Source organism: Kitasatospora sp. NPDC097643 (assembly GCF_040302625.1).
Lineage (GTDB): Bacteria > Actinomycetota > Actinomycetes > Streptomycetales > Streptomycetaceae > Kitasatospora.
In genome coordinates this window covers 38,676-59,199 of the sequence record NZ_JBEOSA010000017.1, presented here as the reverse complement: position 1 = coordinate 59,199, position 20,524 = coordinate 38,676, and the positions used below count along the sequence as shown (strand labels likewise).

Annotated in this window: 22 protein-coding genes, 1 tRNA gene and 2 pseudogenes; 11 read left to right on the top strand and 14 right to left on the bottom strand. The window is 71.4% G+C overall.

Annotated elements, in window-relative coordinates; all coding sequences use genetic code 11:
* Nucleotides 1–327: 327 nt before the first annotated feature.
* Entirely contained in the window at nt 328–789 is a 462-nt protein-coding gene (locus tag ABTY15_RS14200) for a MarR family winged helix-turn-helix transcriptional regulator (RefSeq protein WP_350581922.1), read from the bottom strand.
* Between the two features lie 80 nt (nt 790–869).
* On the opposite strand from ABTY15_RS14200, the gene ABTY15_RS14195 reads away from it, so the two are divergent.
* Complete coding sequence (locus ABTY15_RS14195) at nt 870–1,241, top strand: VOC family protein (protein WP_350581903.1); 372 nt, start codon at nt 870–872, stop codon at nt 1,239–1,241.
* A gap of 445 nt (nt 1,242–1,686) precedes the next feature.
* Here ABTY15_RS14195 and ABTY15_RS14190 read toward each other — a convergent pair whose 3' ends face one another.
* Complete coding sequence (locus tag ABTY15_RS14190; protein ID WP_350581901.1) at nt 1,687–2,517, bottom strand: SDR family oxidoreductase; 831 nt, start codon at nt 2,515–2,517, stop codon at nt 1,687–1,689.
* A gap of 101 nt (nt 2,518–2,618) precedes the next feature.
* Here ABTY15_RS14190 and ABTY15_RS14185 point away from each other — a divergent pair, with 101 nt between their 5' ends.
* A complete protein-coding gene (locus ABTY15_RS14185) occupies nt 2,619–3,227 on the top strand; it encodes a TetR/AcrR family transcriptional regulator (RefSeq protein WP_350581895.1) in 609 nt (202 codons plus the stop codon).
* A 131-nt stretch (nt 3,228–3,358) separates the two neighbouring features.
* A complete protein-coding gene (locus ABTY15_RS14180; RefSeq protein WP_350581891.1) occupies nt 3,359–4,009 on the top strand; it encodes a hypothetical protein in 651 nt (216 codons plus the stop codon).
* Nucleotides 4,010–4,041: 32 nt separating this feature from the next.
* On the opposite strand, the pseudogene ABTY15_RS14175 reads toward ABTY15_RS14180, so the two are convergent.
* The 9 genes and pseudogenes from ABTY15_RS14175 to ABTY15_RS14135 form a co-directional block, all read right to left on the bottom strand.
* A pseudogene (locus ABTY15_RS14175) lies at nt 4,042–4,722 on the bottom strand (alpha/beta fold hydrolase); the annotation flags it as partial.
* A gap of 180 nt (nt 4,723–4,902) precedes the next feature.
* Nucleotides 4,903–6,201: pseudogene (locus ABTY15_RS14170) on the bottom strand (RNA polymerase sigma factor); the annotation flags it as partial.
* Nucleotides 6,198–6,575 (bottom strand): YciI family protein, encoded by a 378-nt coding sequence (locus ABTY15_RS14165; protein ID WP_350581888.1) that lies wholly within the window; start codon nt 6,573–6,575, stop codon nt 6,198–6,200. The pseudogene ABTY15_RS14170 and the gene ABTY15_RS14165, both read right to left, overlap by 4 nt.
* A gap of 43 nt (nt 6,576–6,618) precedes the next feature.
* Nucleotides 6,619–7,836: an RNA ligase family protein gene (locus ABTY15_RS14160; protein WP_350581884.1), complete on the bottom strand. Its 1,218-nt coding sequence runs from the start codon at nt 7,834–7,836 to the stop codon at nt 6,619–6,621.
* 118 nt (nt 7,837–7,954) lie between these two features.
* Nucleotides 7,955–8,038 (bottom strand) — tRNA-Leu (locus ABTY15_RS14155).
* 62 nt (nt 8,039–8,100) lie between these two features.
* Nucleotides 8,101–9,414, bottom strand: a complete 1,314-nt coding sequence (locus tag ABTY15_RS14150) for a lipase family protein (protein WP_350581883.1) — start codon at nt 9,412–9,414, stop codon at nt 8,101–8,103.
* 131 nt (nt 9,415–9,545) lie between these two features.
* Nucleotides 9,546–9,740, bottom strand: a complete 195-nt coding sequence (locus ABTY15_RS14145) for a DUF397 domain-containing protein (protein WP_350581881.1) — start codon at nt 9,738–9,740, stop codon at nt 9,546–9,548.
* Complete coding sequence (locus tag ABTY15_RS14140; RefSeq protein ID WP_350582103.1) at nt 9,737–9,877, bottom strand: DUF397 domain-containing protein; 141 nt, start codon at nt 9,875–9,877, stop codon at nt 9,737–9,739. The genes ABTY15_RS14145 and ABTY15_RS14140 overlap by 4 nt, the downstream gene beginning before the upstream one ends.
* Nucleotides 9,831–10,781: a helix-turn-helix domain-containing protein gene (locus ABTY15_RS14135; protein ID WP_350581878.1), complete on the bottom strand. Its 951-nt coding sequence runs from the start codon at nt 10,779–10,781 to the stop codon at nt 9,831–9,833. The genes ABTY15_RS14140 and ABTY15_RS14135 overlap by 47 nt, the downstream gene beginning before the upstream one ends.
* Before the next feature lie 159 nt (nt 10,782–10,940).
* Between ABTY15_RS14135 and ABTY15_RS14130 the strand changes: the two genes are divergently transcribed.
* Together ABTY15_RS14130 and ABTY15_RS14125 are read left to right on the top strand one after the other, a co-directional pair.
* Nucleotides 10,941–11,390, top strand: a complete 450-nt coding sequence (locus tag ABTY15_RS14130) for an ATP-binding protein (protein ID WP_350581864.1) — start codon at nt 10,941–10,943, stop codon at nt 11,388–11,390.
* Between the two features lie 12 nt (nt 11,391–11,402).
* On the top strand, nt 11,403–11,978 hold the full coding sequence (locus ABTY15_RS14125; protein WP_350581851.1) for a hypothetical protein: 576 nt from the start codon (nt 11,403–11,405) through the stop codon (nt 11,976–11,978).
* Here the strand turns inward: ABTY15_RS14125 and ABTY15_RS14120 are convergent.
* The gene (locus tag ABTY15_RS14120) at nt 11,908–13,212 is read right to left on the bottom strand and encodes an RNA-guided endonuclease InsQ/TnpB family protein (protein ID WP_350581845.1); all 1,305 of its coding nucleotides are present in this window, start codon (nt 13,210–13,212) and stop codon (nt 11,908–11,910) included. The two genes, ABTY15_RS14125 and ABTY15_RS14120, sit on opposite strands and share 71 nt — an antisense overlap.
* A 212-nt stretch (nt 13,213–13,424) precedes the next feature.
* Here ABTY15_RS14120 and ABTY15_RS14115 point away from each other — a divergent pair, with 212 nt between their 5' ends.
* The 5 genes from ABTY15_RS14115 to ABTY15_RS14095 all read left to right on the top strand — a co-directional run bounded on the left by ABTY15_RS14115 (nt 13,425) and on the right by ABTY15_RS14095 (nt 18,322).
* Nucleotides 13,425–13,943: a hypothetical protein gene (locus tag ABTY15_RS14115; protein ID WP_350581842.1), complete on the top strand. Its 519-nt coding sequence runs from the start codon at nt 13,425–13,427 to the stop codon at nt 13,941–13,943.
* Between the two features lie 206 nt (nt 13,944–14,149).
* Nucleotides 14,150–15,502 (top strand): hypothetical protein, encoded by a 1,353-nt coding sequence (locus tag ABTY15_RS14110; RefSeq protein WP_350581839.1) that lies wholly within the window; start codon nt 14,150–14,152, stop codon nt 15,500–15,502.
* A 300-nt stretch (nt 15,503–15,802) separates the two neighbouring features.
* The gene (locus ABTY15_RS14105; protein ID WP_350581831.1) at nt 15,803–15,958 is read left to right on the top strand and encodes a hypothetical protein; all 156 of its coding nucleotides are present in this window, start codon (nt 15,803–15,805) and stop codon (nt 15,956–15,958) included.
* Between the two features lie 143 nt (nt 15,959–16,101).
* Complete coding sequence (locus tag ABTY15_RS14100; RefSeq protein ID WP_350581827.1) at nt 16,102–17,760, top strand: alpha/beta hydrolase; 1,659 nt, start codon at nt 16,102–16,104, stop codon at nt 17,758–17,760.
* 94 nt (nt 17,761–17,854) lie between these two features.
* Nucleotides 17,855–18,322, top strand: a complete 468-nt coding sequence (locus ABTY15_RS14095; protein WP_350581825.1) for a hypothetical protein — start codon at nt 17,855–17,857, stop codon at nt 18,320–18,322.
* Here ABTY15_RS14095 and ABTY15_RS14090 read toward each other — a convergent pair.
* On the bottom strand, nt 18,319–19,278 hold the full coding sequence (locus ABTY15_RS14090) for a GlxA family transcriptional regulator (RefSeq protein WP_350581821.1): 960 nt from the start codon (nt 19,276–19,278) through the stop codon (nt 18,319–18,321). The two genes, ABTY15_RS14095 and ABTY15_RS14090, sit on opposite strands and share 4 nt — an antisense overlap.
* A gap of 71 nt (nt 19,279–19,349) precedes the next feature.
* On the opposite strand from ABTY15_RS14090, the gene ABTY15_RS14085 reads away from it, so the two are divergent.
* Nucleotides 19,350–19,946, top strand: coding sequence for a cysteine hydrolase family protein (locus ABTY15_RS14085; RefSeq protein ID WP_350581818.1), 597 nt, complete (start codon nt 19,350–19,352; stop codon nt 19,944–19,946).
* On the opposite strand, the gene ABTY15_RS14080 is transcribed toward ABTY15_RS14085, so the two are convergent.
* On the bottom strand, nt 19,927–20,475 hold the full coding sequence (locus tag ABTY15_RS14080) for a hypothetical protein (protein ID WP_350581815.1): 549 nt from the start codon (nt 20,473–20,475) through the stop codon (nt 19,927–19,929). The two genes, ABTY15_RS14085 and ABTY15_RS14080, sit on opposite strands and share 20 nt — an antisense overlap.
* Nucleotides 20,476–20,524 lie beyond the last annotated feature (49 nt).

Sequence of the window (20,524 nt, the reverse complement as noted above, 5' to 3'; positions counted from 1 at the left end):
CCCTCGTCGGCCCGCCAACCCCCTCAGCAAAATATGTAGACCGGTCTACATTTCCCGCAGCTGCGCACACAGGAAGTCGGCCTGGTCGACTTCCCGTGCGAGCCCCGCCCTGCCGGGAGAAAATCTATAGACCGGTCTAGATATTTACCTCTCGCAATGCCCTCTTGAGCCGGCGAGCCATCCAGCAGCAGCGCAGGAAGTCGGACCGGCCGACTTCCTGTGCGGCGGCGCGAGGCCCGGCACCCAGCAGAAGGCGAGGGCGCCCCCGCGGGCCCAGGCGGGCGAGGGAGCGGAGCGGGCACGACGCAGAAAGTCGGGGAGCCCGGATCACTTCTCCAGGGCTGCCGCGATGCAGTCGAGGTCAGCGAGCAGCGCGGCCATGCGCTGTGGCGGGATCGCCTCCACCGCGCGCTCTTCGATGGCGTAGACGGCGGCTTGGACCGCAGCCAGGCGCGCATGGCCTTCCTCGGTGAGGTGGGCGGGCCGGGCTCGGCCGTGGTCGGCGGTGGCGGGGCGCGTGATCAGTCCCGCTTCCTGCAAGCCCCGCAGGACGACGTTTCCGGACTGCCGGGTGACGAAGGTCGCGCGGGCGAGGTCGGCGTTGGACATGCCGGGGTGCTGGGCCAGGAGTTCGAGAGTGGCGTACTGCGGCACGGTCAGTCCGTGCTCGCGCAGGACCTTGTCCATGGCGTTGCGCAGGGCGGCCTGGGCGCGCTTGAGCAGGTAACCCACGTGTTGGGTGACGTCCTTGGCGGGGTGGCGCGGCTCAGCCGGCGGGCTCTCCATCATGTCAGCATTTTGACATGGGTTTCTCGGGATCCTAGTCTCCGCTATGTCAAAGTTCTGACATCGAGGATCGAGGAATACCCATGACTGCCACCATCGACGGCCCCGACTTCGTTGCCCTGCAAGTGCGCGACGTGCAAGCAGCAGCGACCTTCTGTGAGCAGCACCTGGGCCTGCGCCGGGCCGCCGTCTCGCCGCCCCACGCGGTCGTGTTCGACACCAAGCCGACCCCGTTCGCCGTCCGCGCGCTCCTCCCGGGCGTCAACCTCGCCGACACCGCACGGCCCGGTCTGGGCGTGGTGCTCTGGTTCCGGACCGCGGACGCCCACCAGCTCCGCGACCGGCTCACCACCGCGGGAGTCAGGATCCTGACCCCCCTGGCTGACAGCCCGTTCGGGCCGATGTTCTCCTTCGAGGGCCCCGAAGGCTACACACTCACCGCGCACGGAGGCTGACCGCAACCGCTCTCTCCCACCCACGCGGGCCCCGTGCAGCGGACAACCCGTCACGCCTCGGCGCGCAGCACCAGGAAGTCGGCTTCGTCCCTGCTTCCGGTCTGCGCGCCTCCGCGGAGCGCGGTACACGGTCGGGACATCGACCGAGGCCGGACCGGCCATGGCACTGCGGCACCGACGGGTCTGCGGTTCCCAAGGAGTTCGCTCCGGTCAGAGCCAGTGGCCAGGGCCAGTGGCCAAGTGGCGTGAAAACTCTGGCCATCTACGGCGCACAGTCGCACCGCGGGCCCCGCGCCCACCGGAAGGCGGGGCGCTGCGGTGAGCCCAGGCGAGCCCGAGCCACGCGGGCCCGAGCCACGCGGGCCCGCCAGGAAGTCGGGCGGGCCGACTTCCTGCGCGCCACCCCCGCGGGGCACCGCCCCCGCCACCCCCGCGGGCCCCGCGGTCAGCGGAAGGCGGGGGCGTTGCGGTGGGCCCAGGTGGTGAAGGGGTGGGCGGGGCGGCCGAGGATGCGGTCGATGTCCGGGGTGGGCTGCTGCTCCTCGGGGGTGGGGGTGCCGAGGATGGCCAGGGTGCCCTCGACGACGGCCGGGGGCATCACCTCGGACAGTTGTGCCCGGGCCTCCTCGGGGGTCTGCTCGTGGAATTCGACCGGCTCGCCGATGGCCTCGGCGATGGCGGCGGCCCGTTCGCGCGGGGTGGTGGCCGCCGGTCCGGTCAGGACGTAGGTGGCGCCGTGGTGGCCGTCCTCGCGGAGCACGGTGGCCGCGACGGCGGCGACGTCCGCGGGGTCGACGAACGGCAGCCCGACCTCCCCGAACGGTGCGGCGGCCACCCGGTGGGCGCGGATCGGTGCGATCCAGGCGAAGGCGTTGGAGGCCATGCCGCCGGAGCGCAGCACGGTCCACTCCAACCCGCTTGCGGCGACGGCGGCTTCGAAGCCCGCCGCGTGCAGATAGGTGTCCGGCCGGGTGCCGACGCCCTGGGAGGAGAGCAGGACGACCCGGCGGACGCCCGCGTCCTTCGCCTGCTTGAGCAGTCCGTGCGGGTCCTCGCCGGCCACGAGCAGGAACAGCGCGTCGGCGCCCTCCAGGGCGGGCCGTACGGCGTTCGGGTCGGCGAGGTCGGCGGCGACGTGACGGACGCCGGCCGGCAGGGCGGCGTCCGTGGCCTCCGGGGTGCGGCGCGACAGCGCGGTGACCTGCTCGCCCGCCTCGACGAGCAGCTGCACGAGCGTCCGGCCGACGTTTCCGGTGGCACCAGTGACGACGATCATGATGGTCCTCCCCGTTCATTTCTGAGTTAGTTGGCTGACTCACTTGAGCGGCCGGACATGACCGTAGCGCCCCGGAGGCTCGACTGTCTACACTTAGTTGGGTGACTGACTCAGAGACGGAACAGCCCGCGAAGGGCTCCACCCGGGCCGCCACCGCGGCCGCCAAGCGCCGCCGGCTGACCGCGGCGGCAGCGCAGGTCCTGCACGAGAAGGGCGTCGAACGCACCGCGATCGCCGACATCGCCCAGGCCGCCGGCGTGCCGGTCGGCAACGTGTACTACTACTTCAAGACCAAGGACGAGCTCGTCGAGGCCGCCCTCGCCGAGCACACCGCGCACCTCGCCGCGCTCACCGCCGAGCTCGAACGCGACCCCGACCCGCGCGCCCGCCTCAAGGGCCTGGTCGACGCGTGGGTCTCCCAGCGCGAGACCGCCGCCCGCTACGGCTGCCCCACCGGCACCCTCACCGTCGAGCTGGACAAGCGCGACCCCGGCGGGCTCGACGAGACCGCCGCCCAGGTGATCCGCGGCCTCCTCGACTGGGCGGCCCAGCAGTTCCGGGCGCTCGGCGTCCCCGACCCCGACGGCCACGCCGTCACCCTGGTCGCCGGCTACCAGGGCATGTCCCTGCTCGCCAACGCCCTGCGCGACCCCGAGGTGATGACCCGTGAGGGCGACCGCCTGCGCACCTGGCTCGACTCCCTCGCCTGAGCCACACCCCGCGGCACGACCTCCCACCGGCCCCGGACAGGCCTGGTCCAGCCACCCGGCGGATCCCTACACTCGGCCCGGGCCGGGCCCGAAACCAGAGCCCGGACCAGGGCCAGCAGGAGGGAAGCGCCGTGCGGGATCCACTGGAGTGGCGGGCCGGGGACGGTCCGATGGCCGACTGGCTGTCCTGGGTGGACGAGCAGCTGGTCGGCCCACAGCCGGCGGGCTACCGGCTGTGGGGGCCCGGCCCCGGGGACTACCCGGAGGTGATCGGCACGGGGCTCGACCCGGCGGGTCTGGCCGACCGGCTCGCGGCGGCGGGCGTCGGCGCCCTGCACATACGGACCTCCGGCGGCGAGACGATCGACCGACCCCACGTGGTGATCGCGAAGCCGCCGGAGCGGGAGTTCGACACCAGCATCCTGCGTGCCGAGCCGACCGGAGCCCCGGCCGGGCGGGCACGGATCGCCACGCGGGTCCGCACGCACGCCGATCTCGGCCGCTGGCTGGCAAGTTGGTCCCCACTGGTCCCCGGCGGGATACCGGGGTTCGTCTGGCCGGACGACACCCTCGCCACCCCACTCGCCCTCACCCACGAGCACTGGCGCGGGCCCGGTCGACTCGTCCTGCGGGACCTCGCGGCCGTCGAGGAGGGCCGTGGCCCCGCAGCCACCCGTCAACCGGAACAGCGACCGGGCCCGGCTGGCGACCGTGTACGACAGCGTGTTCCCCGGCTGACCGCAGCAGCTGACCGCAGCGAACGTGGGCCGGCGGGCCGGTAAGAGCCCACCAGCCAGCCCGCCCGCGCACGCGCTCAGCCGACGCCCGCCGGGAGCGCCGCCAGGAACCCGGTCACCAGCCCGAGCAGCACCTGCGGCCGTTCCAGGTGCAGGTCGTGCCCCGTCCCGCACACGCTCGTCGCGACCGTCTCCGGCCGGTCGGCCAGCATGCGGTCGACGTCGGCTGCCGGGATGATGCCGTTCTGGGCCAGCACGACCAGGGTCGGGCAGTCCAGGCCCGCCCACTCGCCCCAGTAGCCGCGCCCGGCGTCCACGGCCAGCGACGCCTCCAGCACGTCCGGGTCGAAACGCGGCCACCAGCCGTCCGGGCGGCGTTCCAGTCCGGCCGCCCAGCCCGCCCCGACCGGTCCGCCGCCGAGGTACTCGGCCGCCGCCTCCCGGGTGGGGAACGGCACCGGCCAGGCGCGCAGCCAGCCGCCGATCCGCGCCGGGGCGTCCGGGTCCGAGCCGCCCGCTCCGGCCTCGACCAGGACCAGGGCGCGGACCAGGTCGGGATGGGCGGCGGCGGTGAGCAGCGCGGTGTTGCCGCCCATGGACTGGCCGACCAGGACGGGCCGGACCAAGCCCAACTCCCGGACGACCGCCGCCACATCGGCCACGTACGCGGCCCGTGTGACGTCGTCCGGGTGGCGTTCACTCGCGCCGTGACCGCGCTGGTCGAGGGCGACGACGCGGCATCCGGACGCTCGCAACTCCCGTGCGACGACGTCCCATTCGCCGGCGTGTCCGGCCAGGCCGTGCAGCAGGACGACCGGTGTGCCCGGCCCGCCCCAGTCCCGGTAGGACACCCGCGCCCCGTCCGGGGCGGCCACCACCCGCTCGTTCCAGTCCGTCATCCGCATCCCCATCCCTATCCCCATCCCCCGCTCCTCCGACAACTTCTGCGCGCGGCCCGCCAGGTGCCGCCGTTCCGGTGCGCTGGCCGTACGGGCGGCGGCGGCCCGGTAGGTGGCCGCCGCCTCGTCCAACTCACCGTGCAGTTCCAGCAGATGGGCCCGGACGGCGAGCAGCCGGTGGTGCCGGGCGAGCCGCTTGTCGGCGGCGAGTTCCGCCACCAGGTCGAGTCCGGCGGCCGGGCCGTGGACCATGGCGGCGGCGACGGCGCGGTTGAGGGCGACCATCGGGTTGTCGTCGAAGCGCAGCAGCAGGTCGTAGAGGGCGAGGATCTGCGGCCAGTCGGTGGTGTCCGGGTGGTCGGCCTCGCCGTGGACGGCGGCGATCGCGGCCTGCACCTGGTACGGGCCGGGGCGCCCGAGCGGCAGGGTCCGGCTGATCAACTCCAGGCCCTCGTCGAGGAGTTCGCGGTGCCAACGGCTGCGGTCCTGGTCGGCGAGCGGGACGAGTTCGCCGTGCGACCCGGTGCGGGCGGGGCGGCGGGCGTCGGTCAGCAGCATCAGGGCGAGCAACCCGGCGGTCTCGGCGTCCGGGAGGCTCCTGGTGCCCGCCCCGTCGCCTCCGGCGGTCAGGCGCAGCAGCAGCCGGGTGAGCCGGATGGCCTCGGCCGACAGCTGCGGCGCGGTCAACTCCTCGCCCCCGCTGGCGGTGTAGCCCTCGTTGAAGATCAGGTAGAGCACGTGCCGCACCTCGGCCAGCCGCTGCGCGACGCTCGACCCCGGCTCCGGCAGCGCCAGCCCCTTGATCGTCTGCTTGGCGCGGCTGATCCGCTGCGCCATCGTCGCCTCGGGGACGAGGAACGCGGCGGCGATCTGGGCGGTGGTGAGCCCGCCGACGGCGCGCAGGGTGAGCGCGATCCGGCTGGGTGTGGACAGCGCGGGGTGACAGCAGAGGAAGAGCAACGTCAGGGAGTCGTCGTGCTCCGGTGCGCCCGCGCCCGCACCCAAGCCCCCACCCGCGAGCGCGACCGTGTCCGCAGCGGGCGCGAGCAGTGCGGACTGCGGGGTGGCGAGGGCGAGCGCCTCCTCGCGCCGCCGGCGCGCCGATTCGCTGCGCACCTGGTCGACGAGTCTGCGGGCGGCGACGGTGACCAGCCAGCCGCGCGGGTTCTCCGGCCCCCCGTCCGCGGGCCACTGGAGGGCGGCGGCGAGCAGAGCCTCCTGTACCGCGTCCTCGCACGCGTCGAAGGCGGTCGCGCCGTGGCGGCGCACGAGCGCGCCGAGGACCTGCGGCGCCAGTTCACGCAGCAGGTCCTCGACGCGGGTCGGCCCCTCGCTCACACGTCCGCCGGCGCCGGGGACGGCGACTCGTGCAGGATCGGCCACAGTTCGACCGGCTCGGCGTCGGCGAACGGCATGTCGGCGGCGATCTGCTGGGCGCGTTCCAGGCTCTCGCAGTCCAGCAGGTAGAAGCTGGCCAGGTACTCCTTGGTCTCCAGGTACGGCCCGTCGGTGACGACCGGCACGCCGCCCCCGGACCGGCGCACCAGCTGGGCGGCGGCCGCGTCGGCGAGCCCGTACGCGCCGAGCAGTTCGCCGGTCTCGCGGTACCTGGTGTTGAACGCCTCCTGCTTGGCGATCGCCTCGGGCCACGCCTCGGCGGGGAAGGAGTCCCACTTGGCCTGGTTGCCGTAGATCATCGCGACGTACTTCATTCCGGGTGTCCCCTCGGTCCCGCGCGCCCCTTTCGGCGCGCTGTCACCCTTCGGTCGGAGCGGGGAGCGGGTCCTCGACATCCGCCGACGAAGTTCTTCGAAGATCTTTTCTATCAACCCCGGAGGCCCGGAGGTACCCGCGCTTCCGGGGTTCCCGCGCGAGACGCGCGGCCCAGCGGTCCTCCAGGTCGAAGCCCGCGAGGGAGAGCGCCCCGCGCCCGAGGGCCTGCCGCAGCGCGTGCAGCACGTCGTCGTCCAGCCCGCCGACGGCCTCGGCGAGTTCGTCCGTCACGTCCTGGACGATCTCCTCCGCCACGGTGTCCGGGGAGGCCCCCGGTCCGAGCTTGCTCACGGCGGAAGCGGCGCGGGCGGGGGTCAGCAGGACGGTCGCCTGCCCGAGCAGCCAGGCGGGCACCCCGGCCGCGCCCTGCGGCGGCGGCAGGTACGGGCGGGCGCCCGCGTAGCGCGCGTCCTCCGCGAAGGCCGGCTGCTTCACCTTCACCACGGGACGCGGGCCGCGCTCGGTCTCGTTCCACTCCCCGGCCGGCTTGAGCACGTAGCCCTCGGCGAGGTTGTCGGCCCGCTCGGCCCGCTCGGGCAGCCCGGCCAGCCCGGCCAGCCCGGCCAGCTCGGGCAGCCCGAACAAGGCCGGTACGCGGCTGGGGAATTCGGCCGGCAGCTCCTGGAGCCTGACCAGCGGGCCGTAGCCGAGGACCGGGACGCACATGAGTCCGGCGGTGCCCGCGGCCTCGCGCAGCGCGCGGTCGGCGATCCACCACCGCCCCTCGGCCGTCTCGACCATCGCGTCGAACACCAGCCACTCCCGGCCCGGCGAGTACCAGACACTGGTCTGCACCGGATGCGCCCCGGCGACCGTCGGCACGTCCGGGTGCGGGTAGCACCCGCCGGCCAGCTCGCCGTAGACCGTCACCACGGCACCGGCGCCCCACGTACGGCGCAGGAGCGCGGCGAACCGCCCCGCCGCCACGGACAGCACCGGCCAGATCCGGCTGACGCCGAAGAAGCCGTCCAGCCCGTCGCCGTCGAGCAGTTCACGCCGCTTCGCCGGACGCACCGCCCCGGCCGCGTCGCACACCGCCGCGAAGTGCGCGCCGTGCACCTTCTCCGTCGCGACCCACTCCCCGCTCCCGTGCACGGCACGCCGCTCCCGCGCGGCGACCTTCGGGTAGGGCCTCAGTTCGGCTCTCCGGGGCACAGCGGCCTCGGCCTCGGGCGCGGCCCCGGGTGCAGTCTCGGACACGCCCACGATCCTTGCCGGGGCGCCCACCCGTCAGCAACGGGAATTCAGCCGGGACATCAAGGGACGACAAAAAGAATCGGGCCCTAACCAGTTGCCTGGGTAGGGCCCGATCCATCTGTGCGCGAGGGGGGAGTTGAACCCCCACGCCCTTTCGGGCACTGGAACCTGAATCCAGCGCGTCTGCCTATTCCGCCACCCGCGCATCTGGGTGATGAGGAATACTCTAGCGCATCCGCGGGGGTGCTCCGAACCAGGTGGGAGGCGTCAGTAGGCGATCTGCTCGACGATCCAGTCGATCAGCTTGCCGGAGACGTGGCTGTGCTCGGTGTTGGCGCTGTCGAACTCGACCGCGTCCAGGTGGAAGTCCTCCGGGGAGAGGGTGGAGATGTCGACGGTCGGGTCGATGTTCCACGCCACCGGGTCGAACATGAGCGCGGCAGCGCTGACCGCCGGGACGAAGGTGCCGCTGCGGTAGTCGTCCAGGATCTTCGCCTTCAGGACGTCGGCGACCCGGCCGAAGGAGTCCAGGGTGCCGCCGGGAACGCTGTCCAGGGCCGGGACCTCGGTGGTGGTGCTGCGGCGGATCTCGGTACCGGTCAGGGTCACGGCGTGCATGCCGCCGACCCGCTGCTGGTCGCCCTTGTCCGGCTGGATGCGGGCGGTGGCGCTGGCCACGATCGCCTGCCAGTCGAAGGCCACCTCGCCGGGCGTGAGCGGCAGGCCAACGCCGTCGCCCCGGCCGTTGGAGACGCCGAGCAGGCGGGGGATGCGCGGGAAGTTGCCGACCCGCTCCAGGTCCTCCAGGAACTCCTTGCGCAGCGGGCTGGAAGTGGCCACCTCGCCGGAGTACTTGGAGTCCGGCACCCACGCCCACAGGAGCTGCTGGGCGGCGGGGCTCTTGATCAGGTCGGCCTGGGAGGGCTTCTCCGTGGCCAGGGCGTCGAAGAAGTAGGCGAGCTGCTGGAGGATCAGCGGGATCCAGGCCCCGTTGTGCGGGGAGTCGTACGAGATGTACGTCTTGGTCTGGTGGTCCATGCGCTGGGTTTCCATCTTGGCCAGCGCGTAGCGGGTGACGATGCCGCCCATGCTGACGCCGCCGACGATCAGCCGCTCGTCGGTCACGCGCTCGGCGATGGCCTGCGTGATGGCCTGGATCGCCACCTCGGCGTTGTCCTGGATGCGGGTGTGCCGCTCGCGGAAGCCGAGGACGATGACGTCGATGCCGCGGGCGAGCAGCTGGTCGAAGAAGCCGGGCTTGCCCTCCTCGTACGGGGTGTTGAAGTACTCGAAGAGCGGGGCGATCTTGCTGGGTCCGTAGCTGAAGCCGTCCGCGAAGATGAACGGACGGCGCAGGCGCTTGTCGGGGTTGGCGTAGTAGACGCCGGCCTGCCCCTTGGCGCGGGAGCCGCTCAGGTCCCAGGTGACGTCGGGCTTCCGGCCGGGGCCCTCGGGGTCACCGAGGGGGGTGTTGAACCAGACGCCGGGGGCGATCGACTCGGCGAGCTCGGCGAGTTCGGCGCCGGTCGCCTGCGACTCCTTCAGGGAGAGGGAGACGTCGATACGGGGTTTCTGTGCCATGAGGTACCGCCTCGGTCGATGCGAGCAGGTCATGTGCGCACAGTGAGCGACCGTAACGGTTCGGTTACCTACAGCACGAGCGCCGCACCGGAAGCGATCGGAATTGTTCGGATACGGCGGAAGCTGATCGGTCAGGAAGGGAGCTCGCCGGAACGGACGGCGGCGAGGAAGGAGTCCCAGGAGGCGGCGGGGAAGAGGAGGGTCGGGCCGTCGGGGTCCTTGGAGTCACGCACTGGGACTGCGCCGGGGAGGAATCCGAGGGCTACCTCGATGCAGTTGCCCCCGTCGTTGCCGCTGTAGCTGCTCTTCCGCCAGATCAGGTTCATACCGGGAAGCCACCCTCCTGCACAGCGTCGATGAAGGCGCCCCATGCCGACGCGGAGAAGACAAGGGCCGGGCCGCACGGGTCCTTGGAGTCACGCACTGGGACTGCGCCGGGGAGGAATCCGAGGGCTACCTCGATGCAGTTGCCGCCGTTGGTGCCGCTGTAGCTGCTCTTCCGCCAGGCGGCTGCGGCGAGCTCGTTGCTCATCATCTCTGAAACCCTCCAACGCCTCGGCGATCAGCCGAAGCGAGTCGACCTCTGACAGGCATTCGCCACGGAGCCGATCATAGCGACGCTGATGCCTGGCCACGTTGGCGGAATCATCGCTCAGATGCCCTCGATCCAGGCTCTCCGAGTAGACCAAACGCTGCCCGTCCGGCAGCTCCAGCAACACCATATCCGTGTCGATGACAGTCCGCCGATTCGAAAACGGCGCCACGTGAAGGACGACGTTCCGAAGCTTGGCCACCTCCAGGAGATGCTCCATCTGACATCTCATCACGCCGGGTCCGCCCACGACCGTGCGGATGGCGCTCTCATCGAGAATGACCAGCAACAGCGGCCCATCGGGCACGAGAAAGCGGCTCTGCCGGCTGAGGCGAGCCCTGGTCAGCTCCTCGATCTCCTCCGCATTGCCGGCCGAATCACCAGCGGCGAACAGCGCACGCGCGTACTGCCAGCACTGCAACAACCCGTACATCACGCCGTCCTGGTACACCCGCATCCCGACGACGATGGCCTCCAGGTCCACATACTCCTGGAACCAGTCCGGGTGCTCGATCGAGGCGTTCCAGTCGACCCGGCCGTACAGCCGCTTCAGCAGGTCGCCCGTGTTCAACAGCCCTTCGATCTCCTCGACTTCCTCGATCGACGGCTTGCGCTTGCCGCCCTCGGTCCGCGAGATCACCGTTCGGTCGCGGTGCAGGAGCTTGCCCATCTCCTCCTGCGTGTAGCCCGCCGCCTCGCGGGCGTACCGCATCTCCTCGCCGAACATGATCGCGGAGCTCGCCGTGGTCCCACCCTTGGCCTTCCGCTGTGCCATCGCTGCCCCCAGATGTGCGCCGCACGTCCCACACGCCGATTTGGCGTCACCGTACCTCCGAAGCCTCGATGATTGACACCAGAACGCAATCATTTGCATGCGTAGCGTGATTGCGCGCGCCTTTCGCGCTCCCCCAACCGCCCCCCGAGGAACTTCGCCATGCTCGCTACCCACCGCCCCCGCCCCCGCACCTTCGCCGCCCGCCTCGACTCCCGTACGGACTCGACGCCCCTCGCCCGCCAGCTCCTCCGCGCATACCTCGCCGCCCTCCCCGCCGGCGACCGCTACTCCGACATCGCCGAGCTCCTCCTCGGCGAGCTCTTCGCCAACGCCGTCCAGCACTCCGACGCCCCCGCCGACCGCCTCATCGAAGTCCGCTTCGCCCTCGCCAACTCCCGCCTGCGCCTCGAAGTCCACGACGCGGGCAGCGGACGCCCCACCCTCCGCACCGCCTCCCCCGAGGACGAGCACGGGCGCGGCCTCTTCCTCGTCAACGAGCTTGCCGAACGCTGGGGTTGCTGCCCCCGAGCCGGCGGCATCGGCAAGTTCGTCTGGGCGCTGGTCGCCCCCGCCCACTCGCCCGCCCTGGCCGTTCTCGCCGCCGTCTGAAAGCGCTCCCCGATGCGACTCGCCCTCACCGCCCGGCACCTGGTCGACACCGGCGCCACCCCCGCCGAGGCCTACGCCACCCTCGCCCGCCGTTCCCACCCGCCCGTTGACGCCGCCCGCGCCGTCTGCCACGCCCTCGGCATCCCCTCCCCCGAGGCCGACCACCGTCTGGCGGACTGCTTCGACGCCCTCCTCGCCGACCCCCGCCCGGGCACCGAGGCCGACACCGGTGAACTCCTCGAAGCCCTAGGCGTGTTCGACGTCCCGAAGACCCTGGACGCGCGCGACCTCGTCATCGTCGACCACTTCCTCTCCGCCATCGACGCCCTGGGCGGCATCCGGGCCGGCCACCAGCACGGGCTGGCCCGCTGGTTCGTCACCGGCAACCTGACCGCCGCCTACCTCTCCCTCGCCGCCACCCACCCGCGCCCCGGCACCGGCGACCCGGACCACTACTGGGCGGCCCTGATCGCCGCCGGGGAACTCCTCTCCTCCTCCGCTCCCTCCGACACGCGCATCAGGTCCGCCCTCGCCCGCTGCCGCGACCACGCGACCGTGAACACCCGGAAATCCGCCGAGTCAACTTGACCCGGCCGCGAAGCGGCCAGGCGTGGAGGTAGGGCGCGGCTGGCTGCCGCGTGGCCTCCTCCGTCTGAGCCACCTGTGGGGTGGCTGGGACGCGTGACTCACGCCCCGCGGTCCACGCGGTCTCGCCCTTGCGGGCGATGTTGCGGGACGCGTTGACATCCGCGTGCAGCACGGTCCCACAGGACCGGCACGCGAACGTCGCTTGATCGACGCGGTTCTTCCGGTCGATGTGGTGGCACAGGGAGCACTGTTGGCTGGTGTACGCCGGGTCGACGTGCACCACGGGCACCCCGGCCCGCTTCGCCTTGTACTCCAGGAAGGTGACGAGCTGGTGGTAGCTCCACGAGTGCACAGTGGTCCGCTGGTCCTTGCGGTGCCGTACCCGGCTGCGGATCCCCGTGAGGTCTTCCAGGGCGATCCCGCAGCCGGTGCGTTCAGCGGTGGTGACGATCTGTTTGGCGACGATGTGGTTGACGTTGGCGGAGTGCCGTGCCTCCTTGCGGGAGCGCTTCTTGAGGAGGCGCTTGGCGGACTTGGTGCCCTTGGTCTGGAGTTTGCGGCGCAGGTCGAGCTGTCGTTTGCGGTGCCGGTTCAGGCCGCGTCCGGCGGCCCGGTAGCCGGTGCTGGTAGTGGCGATGTTGGCGATGCCGAGGTCCACGCCGATGAAGGCGGCCGGGTTCTCGTTGAGCGGTTTCTCGGGAACCTCGCAGGTGGCGAGCAGGTAGAAGGCGCCGTCACGCTCGACCAGGTCGGATTCGCCCTTGCGGTGCTCGCGCAGCATCGTGAGCGCGTCCGGTGAGCACGCGAAGCGCACGCCCTTGAGCCGCCCGGCCGTGGTCCAGATGCTGACGGTCCGCTGGTCCAACTGCCAGGACAGGCACCGGTCGTCATACGGCTGCGCGGCCTCGGGACGGAACCTGATCGGCTTGGACTCTGCCTTGACGCGCCGCTTGGACCCCGGCTTGCCGAGGTGCCCGGCGCGGATGTGGGCCTTCAGCGTGGTGTAGGCGTCACGGGTCTTCTTGATCACGTGCTGGGCGGCCTGCGCCCCCAGCCCCCGCGCCTTCAACTCCGTGTAGGTGTGCTTGCGCAGCTCGTACTCACGCGGCACCCCGCGCTCGAACGCCACCCCCGACACCCAACACGCCGCCTCGTTGACCGCAAGCAGCGTGGAGCGCAGCGCGGCGGCCTGCTCGGCCTCCGGCAGCAGCTTCACCTGCTCAACGAGCTTCACGGCAGGCACCGTAACAGCCGCTACCGACAACAGTCGTCCAGCCTTACGGAGTGACGCTGCGGCGCTCCGCGCTACAGGTCTCAGGATGCGATTCCTCCCGGCCGTGAACGGCCGGGGTTCTCGCAAGATCACGCTGAACCGGCCTCGCCGGTGGTCTACTGGGCGGGGCGTACCAACGCCCGGTAGCCGAGCACCCGTTGAGGGGACCGTCCGTGTTCCGTAGCTCCAGCCCGCGCGACTTCCACATCCCCACCGACCGCGAGACCGCCGAGGAGTTCGGCCGGGCGATCGCCGCCGCCCGGAACACCCCGCCGGACTGGTTCTTCCTGCTGGGCCGCCAGGGCACCGACGGCTTCCTCTCCCACCTGGACGTGCGCTACCACCAGGGGCGCGAGTTCGTCGCGTGCGTGCAGACCTCCCGCCCGCTCCCGGAGAGCTTCCGCGTCAGATCCTGCACCACGCCCGAGAGCGAGCTGCTGAACTTCCTCGGCAACTCGGACCGGATCGACCTGAGCAGCTTCGTCTTCACCGACCTCGCCACGACCCGGATCAGCCGGGACATCCGCCTGAACGGGCTGCGCATCCCGGTCACCGTCCACCACGCGCACGGCTGCGGCAGCGCGCTACTACCCCAACTCCCCGGCCAGGACGGCCAGGTGATCGTCACCGCACCGGACGAGCACTGGGGCGCCGTGGCCGACCTCGTGCTCCGTCCACCGGCGGCGTTCTGAGGTTCAGAGTTCAGAGGTTCACCCCAAGGTGGGGTTTGGCTCAATGAACGGCCGCGCCGGTGCCGAGAAGCCAACGGGGGTGGCGGAGCTGAGGGCCGCCACCCCCGCTCCCGCCGCACACGGCAGGTTGAGCACAACCGCGCGAGACGTCCGTCCCAGACGATCCCCCAAGACGAACGAACGCCCGAGGAAGGCCCCCGGCAGCCATGACGGCACACCCACCCCCCACCTGGACCGCCACCGAACAACGCCTCTGGCACGCCTACCGGCGCGGCGAACGCACCGACCTCCAGACTGGCGATCCGCAGACCGACAACCCGGCGCACGCCGCCACCTGGCCTGCCGAACGCACCGTCCGCGCCGAGGCGTTGACCCACCTCCTGCTGCACGGACCGGCCCCCGAACCCGGGCACGTCCCCCGTCTCGACCTGGTCGGCGCCCGCATCACCGGCCGGCTCGACCTCACCGGGGCGACCATCGGCGTGCCCGTCAAACTCCGCTCCTGCGGCTTCGCCGAACGAGTCCTGCTCGACTACGCCGAGATCACCTGGTGGAACCTGGACGGCTCCCACCTGCCCGGCCTCGACGGCGAAGGCCTGCGGGTCGGCCTCTGGCTGGGCATCCGCGACGCCACCCTCACCGACGATCTGTGGCTCCACGACGCCCGCATCTCCGGCGGCCTCGACCTCAGCCGCACCACCCTCCTCGGCGGCGCCGACGACTTCGCCCTGATGGGCAAGCAGATGACGATCGACGGCGGCCTGCGGGCCCACGGGCTCCAGGCCCACGGCGAACTCCTGCTCTCCCGCAGCCGAATAGGCGGCGCCCTCGACCTCACCGACGCACGTCTCGGCCAAACCCACGGCGGCGCCGCCGACTTCGAGGACGTGCACACCCGCCGCGTCGCCCTCCGCCTCGACCCCGCCTCCACCGGCGCGATCAACCTCGCCTCTGCCGAGATCGGCACCCTGGTCGCCGACCCCGCCCGCTGGCCCGAGCAGTGCACGCTCAACCTGACCGCCGCGACCTTCACCACCCTGGAACCCACCGCCGACCACCCCGCCGCCGACCGGCTCGCCTGGCTCGCCGCCCACGTGGTGAACCCCTCCCCCGCGCTCTACGCCCAGGTCGCCGCCGCCTACACCCGCTCCGGTCAGGAACAGGCCGCCCGCGAGGTCGTCATCCACAAGGAACGCCTGCGCTACCAGTCCCTCGGCCCGGCCGGCCGGATCTGGGGCCGCCTCCTGGGCATCACCGTCGGCTACGGCTACCGTCCCTCCCGCGCCCTGTACTGGCTCCTCCTGCTCCTCGCAGCCGGCACCGCCTACTTCCAGGTCACCGGCGCACCCCGCGCCGTCAACCCCGGCAGCGGCCCCTCCTGGGACCCCCTCCTCTACGTCATCGACCTCGTCGTCCCCTTCCTCAGCCTCGGCCAACGCACCGCCTGGGACCCGGCCCACACCGCCAAGGCCATCGCCCTCCTCCTCACCATCGCCGGCTGGATCCTCACCACCGCCATCGCCGGCGGCGCCGCCCGCCTCCTCAACCGCGACAAATGACGAACGGTAGTCCAGCAGCCCCAACCAGGAGCCCATGACCAGCCGACATCCGGTTGAGGGCGCTCACCTTCGGGTGAGCGCCCTCAGTCTTTCTCCGATGCGGCCCGCAGCGGGTGGTGTCAGTGGTGACAGGGAGGCGCGAGTGACGGCTTGGTCATAACCGGCAGCTTCCGCCGACCGCCAGTCGATCGCCAGTAGCACTCATACCATCTGAGTATCTGTACGGATGCGGAGCGCACAGGCCCCAGTTAGCTTTCTGCCGGAAGTGCGCGCGTCCGACTCCGGGGAGGGGAAGCAGCAGTGTCCGACAAAGGCGGGCCCGACAAGGTAGTTGTCCAACCAGGCGATCTGCGGGCATCCGCAGGCATCGCGAAGACCCTGGGCGAGGAGCTCTCCACCCCCGTCCAGAACGCCGTCGACACCAGCACCACCGCGTCCGGCCAGCTCACCGGCTGATCGATCGCCGGCGGGCTCGGACAGTTGGGGACCGGCTGGTCCAAGCCGCTCGGCGACCTGCGCCAGCGGCTCGCGGACACGGCGACCAATCTGAACGCCACCGCCACCGCCCACGAGCACAACGACCACACCCTCGCGGGCGGGTGGTCCGCTACTCCGCAGGGGGCCAAGCGACCAGCACCTACGAGCTGTTGGTGAAATTCGACCCGCACGGACTGCACGATGCCGCGAAGGCCTGGAAGGCGCTGGGCCACGCCGTGGAAAGCACCGGCGAGCGGCACCGCAACCAGGTCAACGGGCCGCTCTGCCAGGGCTGGGAGGGTGACGACGCCATAGCCGCGCTCCCGTTCATGGTGAAGACCGAGCAGCAACTGGACATCGTCCGGACGGAGTCGGAAGCCGCCGCCCTCGTGCTGAACACCGTCGCCGACCGGATGTACCAGGCGCAGACCAACCTCATCAACGCCGTGAACCGAGCCGTCGACGCGGGCCTGGTGGTGTCCGCCACGGGCGTCGTCGACCTTCCGCCCGACCACAACGACCCCGACGCACAGGAGGCGCGCCGCAAGCTCGCCGCGGAGCGGAAGGGCTTCCAGGACCGCATCGACACCGCCCTCAAGGACGCCGAGACCGCGAGCGAACAGGGGCACAACGCCCTGGTCCGGCTCAGCGCGAACACCCTGGATCCATCCCGCGCGAACGGCTCCCTGGCCGAGGCCAAGAGCGCCGCAGCGGGCGCGCTGAAGGACCTCGGGCTGGTCGACCCGTACATCCCCGACGGCAAGGACCCGGCCAAGAACGCCGCCTGGTGGAACGGCCTCACCCAGGACCAGCGGGAGACCTACCTCGCGCTCAACGCCGCGAAGATCGGCAACCTCGACGGACTGCCGGCCACCGTCCGCGACGAGGCGAACCGGCTCGTCCTGGACCAGAAGATCGACGCGATGATGGTCGGCTCACCGTCCACGTTCGGGCTGGATCAGGCGGCTTATGACAAACGCAAGGCCGCACTGACCGAGATCAAGAAGAAGCTGGAAGAGACAGCGGACACCAAGGACGAATCGAAGCAGATGTTCCTCCTCGCCATCGAGCCCGAGGCCCATGGAGGTGACGGGCGTGCGATCGTCGCCACCGGAAACCCCGACAAGGCAACCCACACCGCCGTTTTCGTTCCCGGAACGAACACTGACCTCAATGGCGTCCCCGGACAGATAGACCACGTCCGACGCCTTCAGGACGCCGCAAAAGGCAGCACCAAAGCGGGCGAGACCGTGTCAGTGATCTCTTATCTCGGCTACGACGCTCCCGAGAGCATCCCGGGTGCCGCGAGCCCCACACGGGGAATCGACGGTGCCGACGACATGCGCCGGTTCTCGAACGGCCTCAGGGTGTCGCACGGCGAACCGAAGACCCATCTCACCTATGTCGCCCACAGCTACGGAAGCTTCGCAGTGGGCGTAGCCGCCAGCGAGGGCGGGGGTCTGCACGCTGACGACATCATCGCCCTCGGCAGCCCGGGCATGGGCGTTGGTAATGCAGATCGTCTGAACATCGATCCCGACCACGTCTGGATCGGCGAGGCCAGCAACGACCTCACCCGTCTCGCCTTCTCGACCACCCTGGGTGTCAGCCCACATACGTGGGGATTCGGCGGGCACAACATCGTTATCGATACCCAGGATCACGGTGGCTACTGGAACCCGGGCAGCGAGAGCCTGCTCAACCAGGCGAAGATCATCGCGAACCAGCAGCCCACGACCACGGCCAAGGAACTCCCGCTGGCCGGAAATGTCCCCCGCTGAAATGGCCACGTCGCGATTGTCCCATCTCGTTCCCATCCGCCGACGGCATCGCCTCATGACTGTCGCACTCCTGCTATCAACCCTTGGAGCCTGCATGTCCGGCCCCTCAGCGAGCACCGGCAAGGACGATCCGCTGCCAGTCAAATCCCGCCAAGAGGCGCTGGATTGGGCTCGCCAGCTCACAGCGCACCTGGCCCAGGCCTCCGGCGTCGAGATCAACAGCGAGCCCGAGGAACCGGGATTCAGCTCGTGTACCGGAAAAAACGGCGAGAGCGCGCCGGATGCACGCTTCATCCTCATCTACAACGTGCACGGCAATGTTCCCAACACTCGGCACAACGACGTCGTCCGCAAGGTCCGGGACGTCCTGACAAAGGAGGGTCTTGCCATCACCGCGTACCGGGAGATGCCCGACCACTCGCCGCAGTCGCTGCTCCATGCCCGCCACCCGGCCAGCGAGTACGTCGTGGACGTGTCCAGCACCGCGGGCAACGACCGAATGGTCTTCGGCGTTGTCACCCCCTGCCTGATGCCGCCTTCCTCGCCGACAGCCGCCCCCTAACCCTCCTCGCGGCCGCGGAAGGAGCGGCGGTACTCCCTGGGGGCGATGCCGACGCGGGCGGTGAAGACCGGGCGCAGCGACACGGCGGAGGTGAAGCCGCAGTGGGTGGCGACGGTGTCCACCGGTAGGTCGGTCTCCTCCAGCAGGCGCTGGGCGGTGAGGACCCGTTGGTCGAGGAGCCAGCGGAGGGGGGTGGTGCCGGTGGTGGCGGTGAAGTGGCGGGCGAAGGTGCGTTCGGACATGTGGGCCTCGGCGGCCATCCGGCGGACGGTCCAGGGGGTGTCGAGGGCGGCGAGGACGGCGGCGCGGGCGTGGGAGAGGGGGTCGTCCGCCGGGGAGTCGGGGACGGGGGTGGGGATGAACTGGGCCTGGCCGCCGGCCCGGAAGGGGGCGGTGACCATGGCGCGGGCGATGGTGGCGGCGGTCTGCTGGCCGTGGGCGGCGCGGACGAGGTGCAGGCAGAGGTCGATGCCCGCGGCGACGCCGGCCGAGGTCCAGAGGCCGTCGCCGCCGGTGAACAGCACCTCGGGGCGGACGGTCACGGCCGGGAAGCGGCGGGCGAGTTCGGGAGCGAGGGCCCAGTGGGTGGTGGCCTCGCGGCCGTCGAGCAGGCCTGCCTCGGCGAGGACGAAGGCGCCCGCGCAGAGGGAGGCGATGGGCACGCCGCGGGCGGCGGCGGTGCGCAGGGCGGCGAGGAGGGCGGGGTCGCGCGGGGCGGCCGGGTCCTCCACGCCGGGGACGACGACCAGGTCGCAGTCGGCGAGCGCGGCCGGGCCGTGGTCGGGGACCCGTTCCAGCCCGCCGCCGAGCCGGACCCGGGCGCCGTCCGGTCCGCAGATCCGCAGGTCGAAGGCGGGCAGGCCGGGCCGGGACGTCCGGTTGGACCACACCTCGCCGATCACCGCGTAGTCGAAGGCCCGTACACCGTCGAAGATCAGGCAGCCCACTGTTCGCATGGCAGGAATCTATCGATGGGTGACGTTCCTGCCCATCACGGCCTCCCCAGCACGACAGCCACGATGGACGCATGACGAACACCGACGCCTTCGACGCCCCGCTCGCCCTCGACTCCGACGCCGTCCTGATCGTGATCGACGTCCAGCAGGGCTTCGAGGACCACGACTTCTGGGGCCCGCGCGACAACCCGCAGGCCGAGCAGCGGATCGCCGACCTGATCGCCGCCTGGCAGCGGACCGGCCGGCCGATCGTCACCGTGCAGCACGCCTCCCAGGCCGGCCCGCTCACCCCCGGCACGCCCGGCTACGAGCTGAAGGACTTCGTCGCCGCGATCACCCCCGACCTGCACATCACCAAGACGGTGAACAGCGCCTTCTACGGCACCCCCGACCTGCACGCCTGGCTCCAGGAGCGCGGCGCCCGGCAGCTGGTGATCACCGGGATCATCACCAACGTGTGCAACGAGACCACCGCCCGGATGGCCGGGAACCTCGGCTACGACGCGATCTTCCCGACCGACGCGATGCACGCCTTCGACCTGACCGGGCCGGACGGCACGACCGTCCCGGCGGCCGAACTCGCCCGCGCCACGGCCACGGTGCTGCACGCGATGCGGTTCGCCAAGGTGGTCACCACCGAGGACGTCCTCACCGCGGCGAAGTCCTGAACAGCGGCTGGTAGGCGCAGCCCTCCTCGGCGTTGAGCAGGACGTACGCCGGCCCGAGGCCGAGGGCCACCTCCCGCAGCCGGGCCAGCGCCTCGGCCGGGGACGGGACGTCGAGGCCGAGCGCCGCGGCGGCGGCGTCCCGTTCGGCGTAGAGGTCGGGCTCTTCCTCCAGGTAGTACTCGGCGGCCTCGGCGCTCTCCTCCTCGGTCAGCCGGTTGCAGTCCCGCCACCACGGGACGGCCAGCAGCAGCCGGACCAGCTCCGGCAGCCCGACGGCCAGCAGGGCCGCGCCGCCCTCGGAGTCGGCGAGCAGGATGGGGCGTTCCTCGCCGCCCTCGCCGCAGTAGAAGTAGGTGCCGCCGGCGGCGTCCTTGGCCAGGCGCTCCAGGGGCTCCCCGGAGGCGAGCACGACCTCCTCGACGTGTTCGTAGTGGTCGAGGTTGAGGTCGCCCGTGCAGAGCAGGTAGTCGAGGGCGTCGGGCTGGGCGCGGATGGCGTCGAGCAGCGGTGTGGTCGGTTCGGTCGACATGGCGGCCACCCTAGCCAAGGGCACCGACAGCAACTCCCCGTCCGGCAAC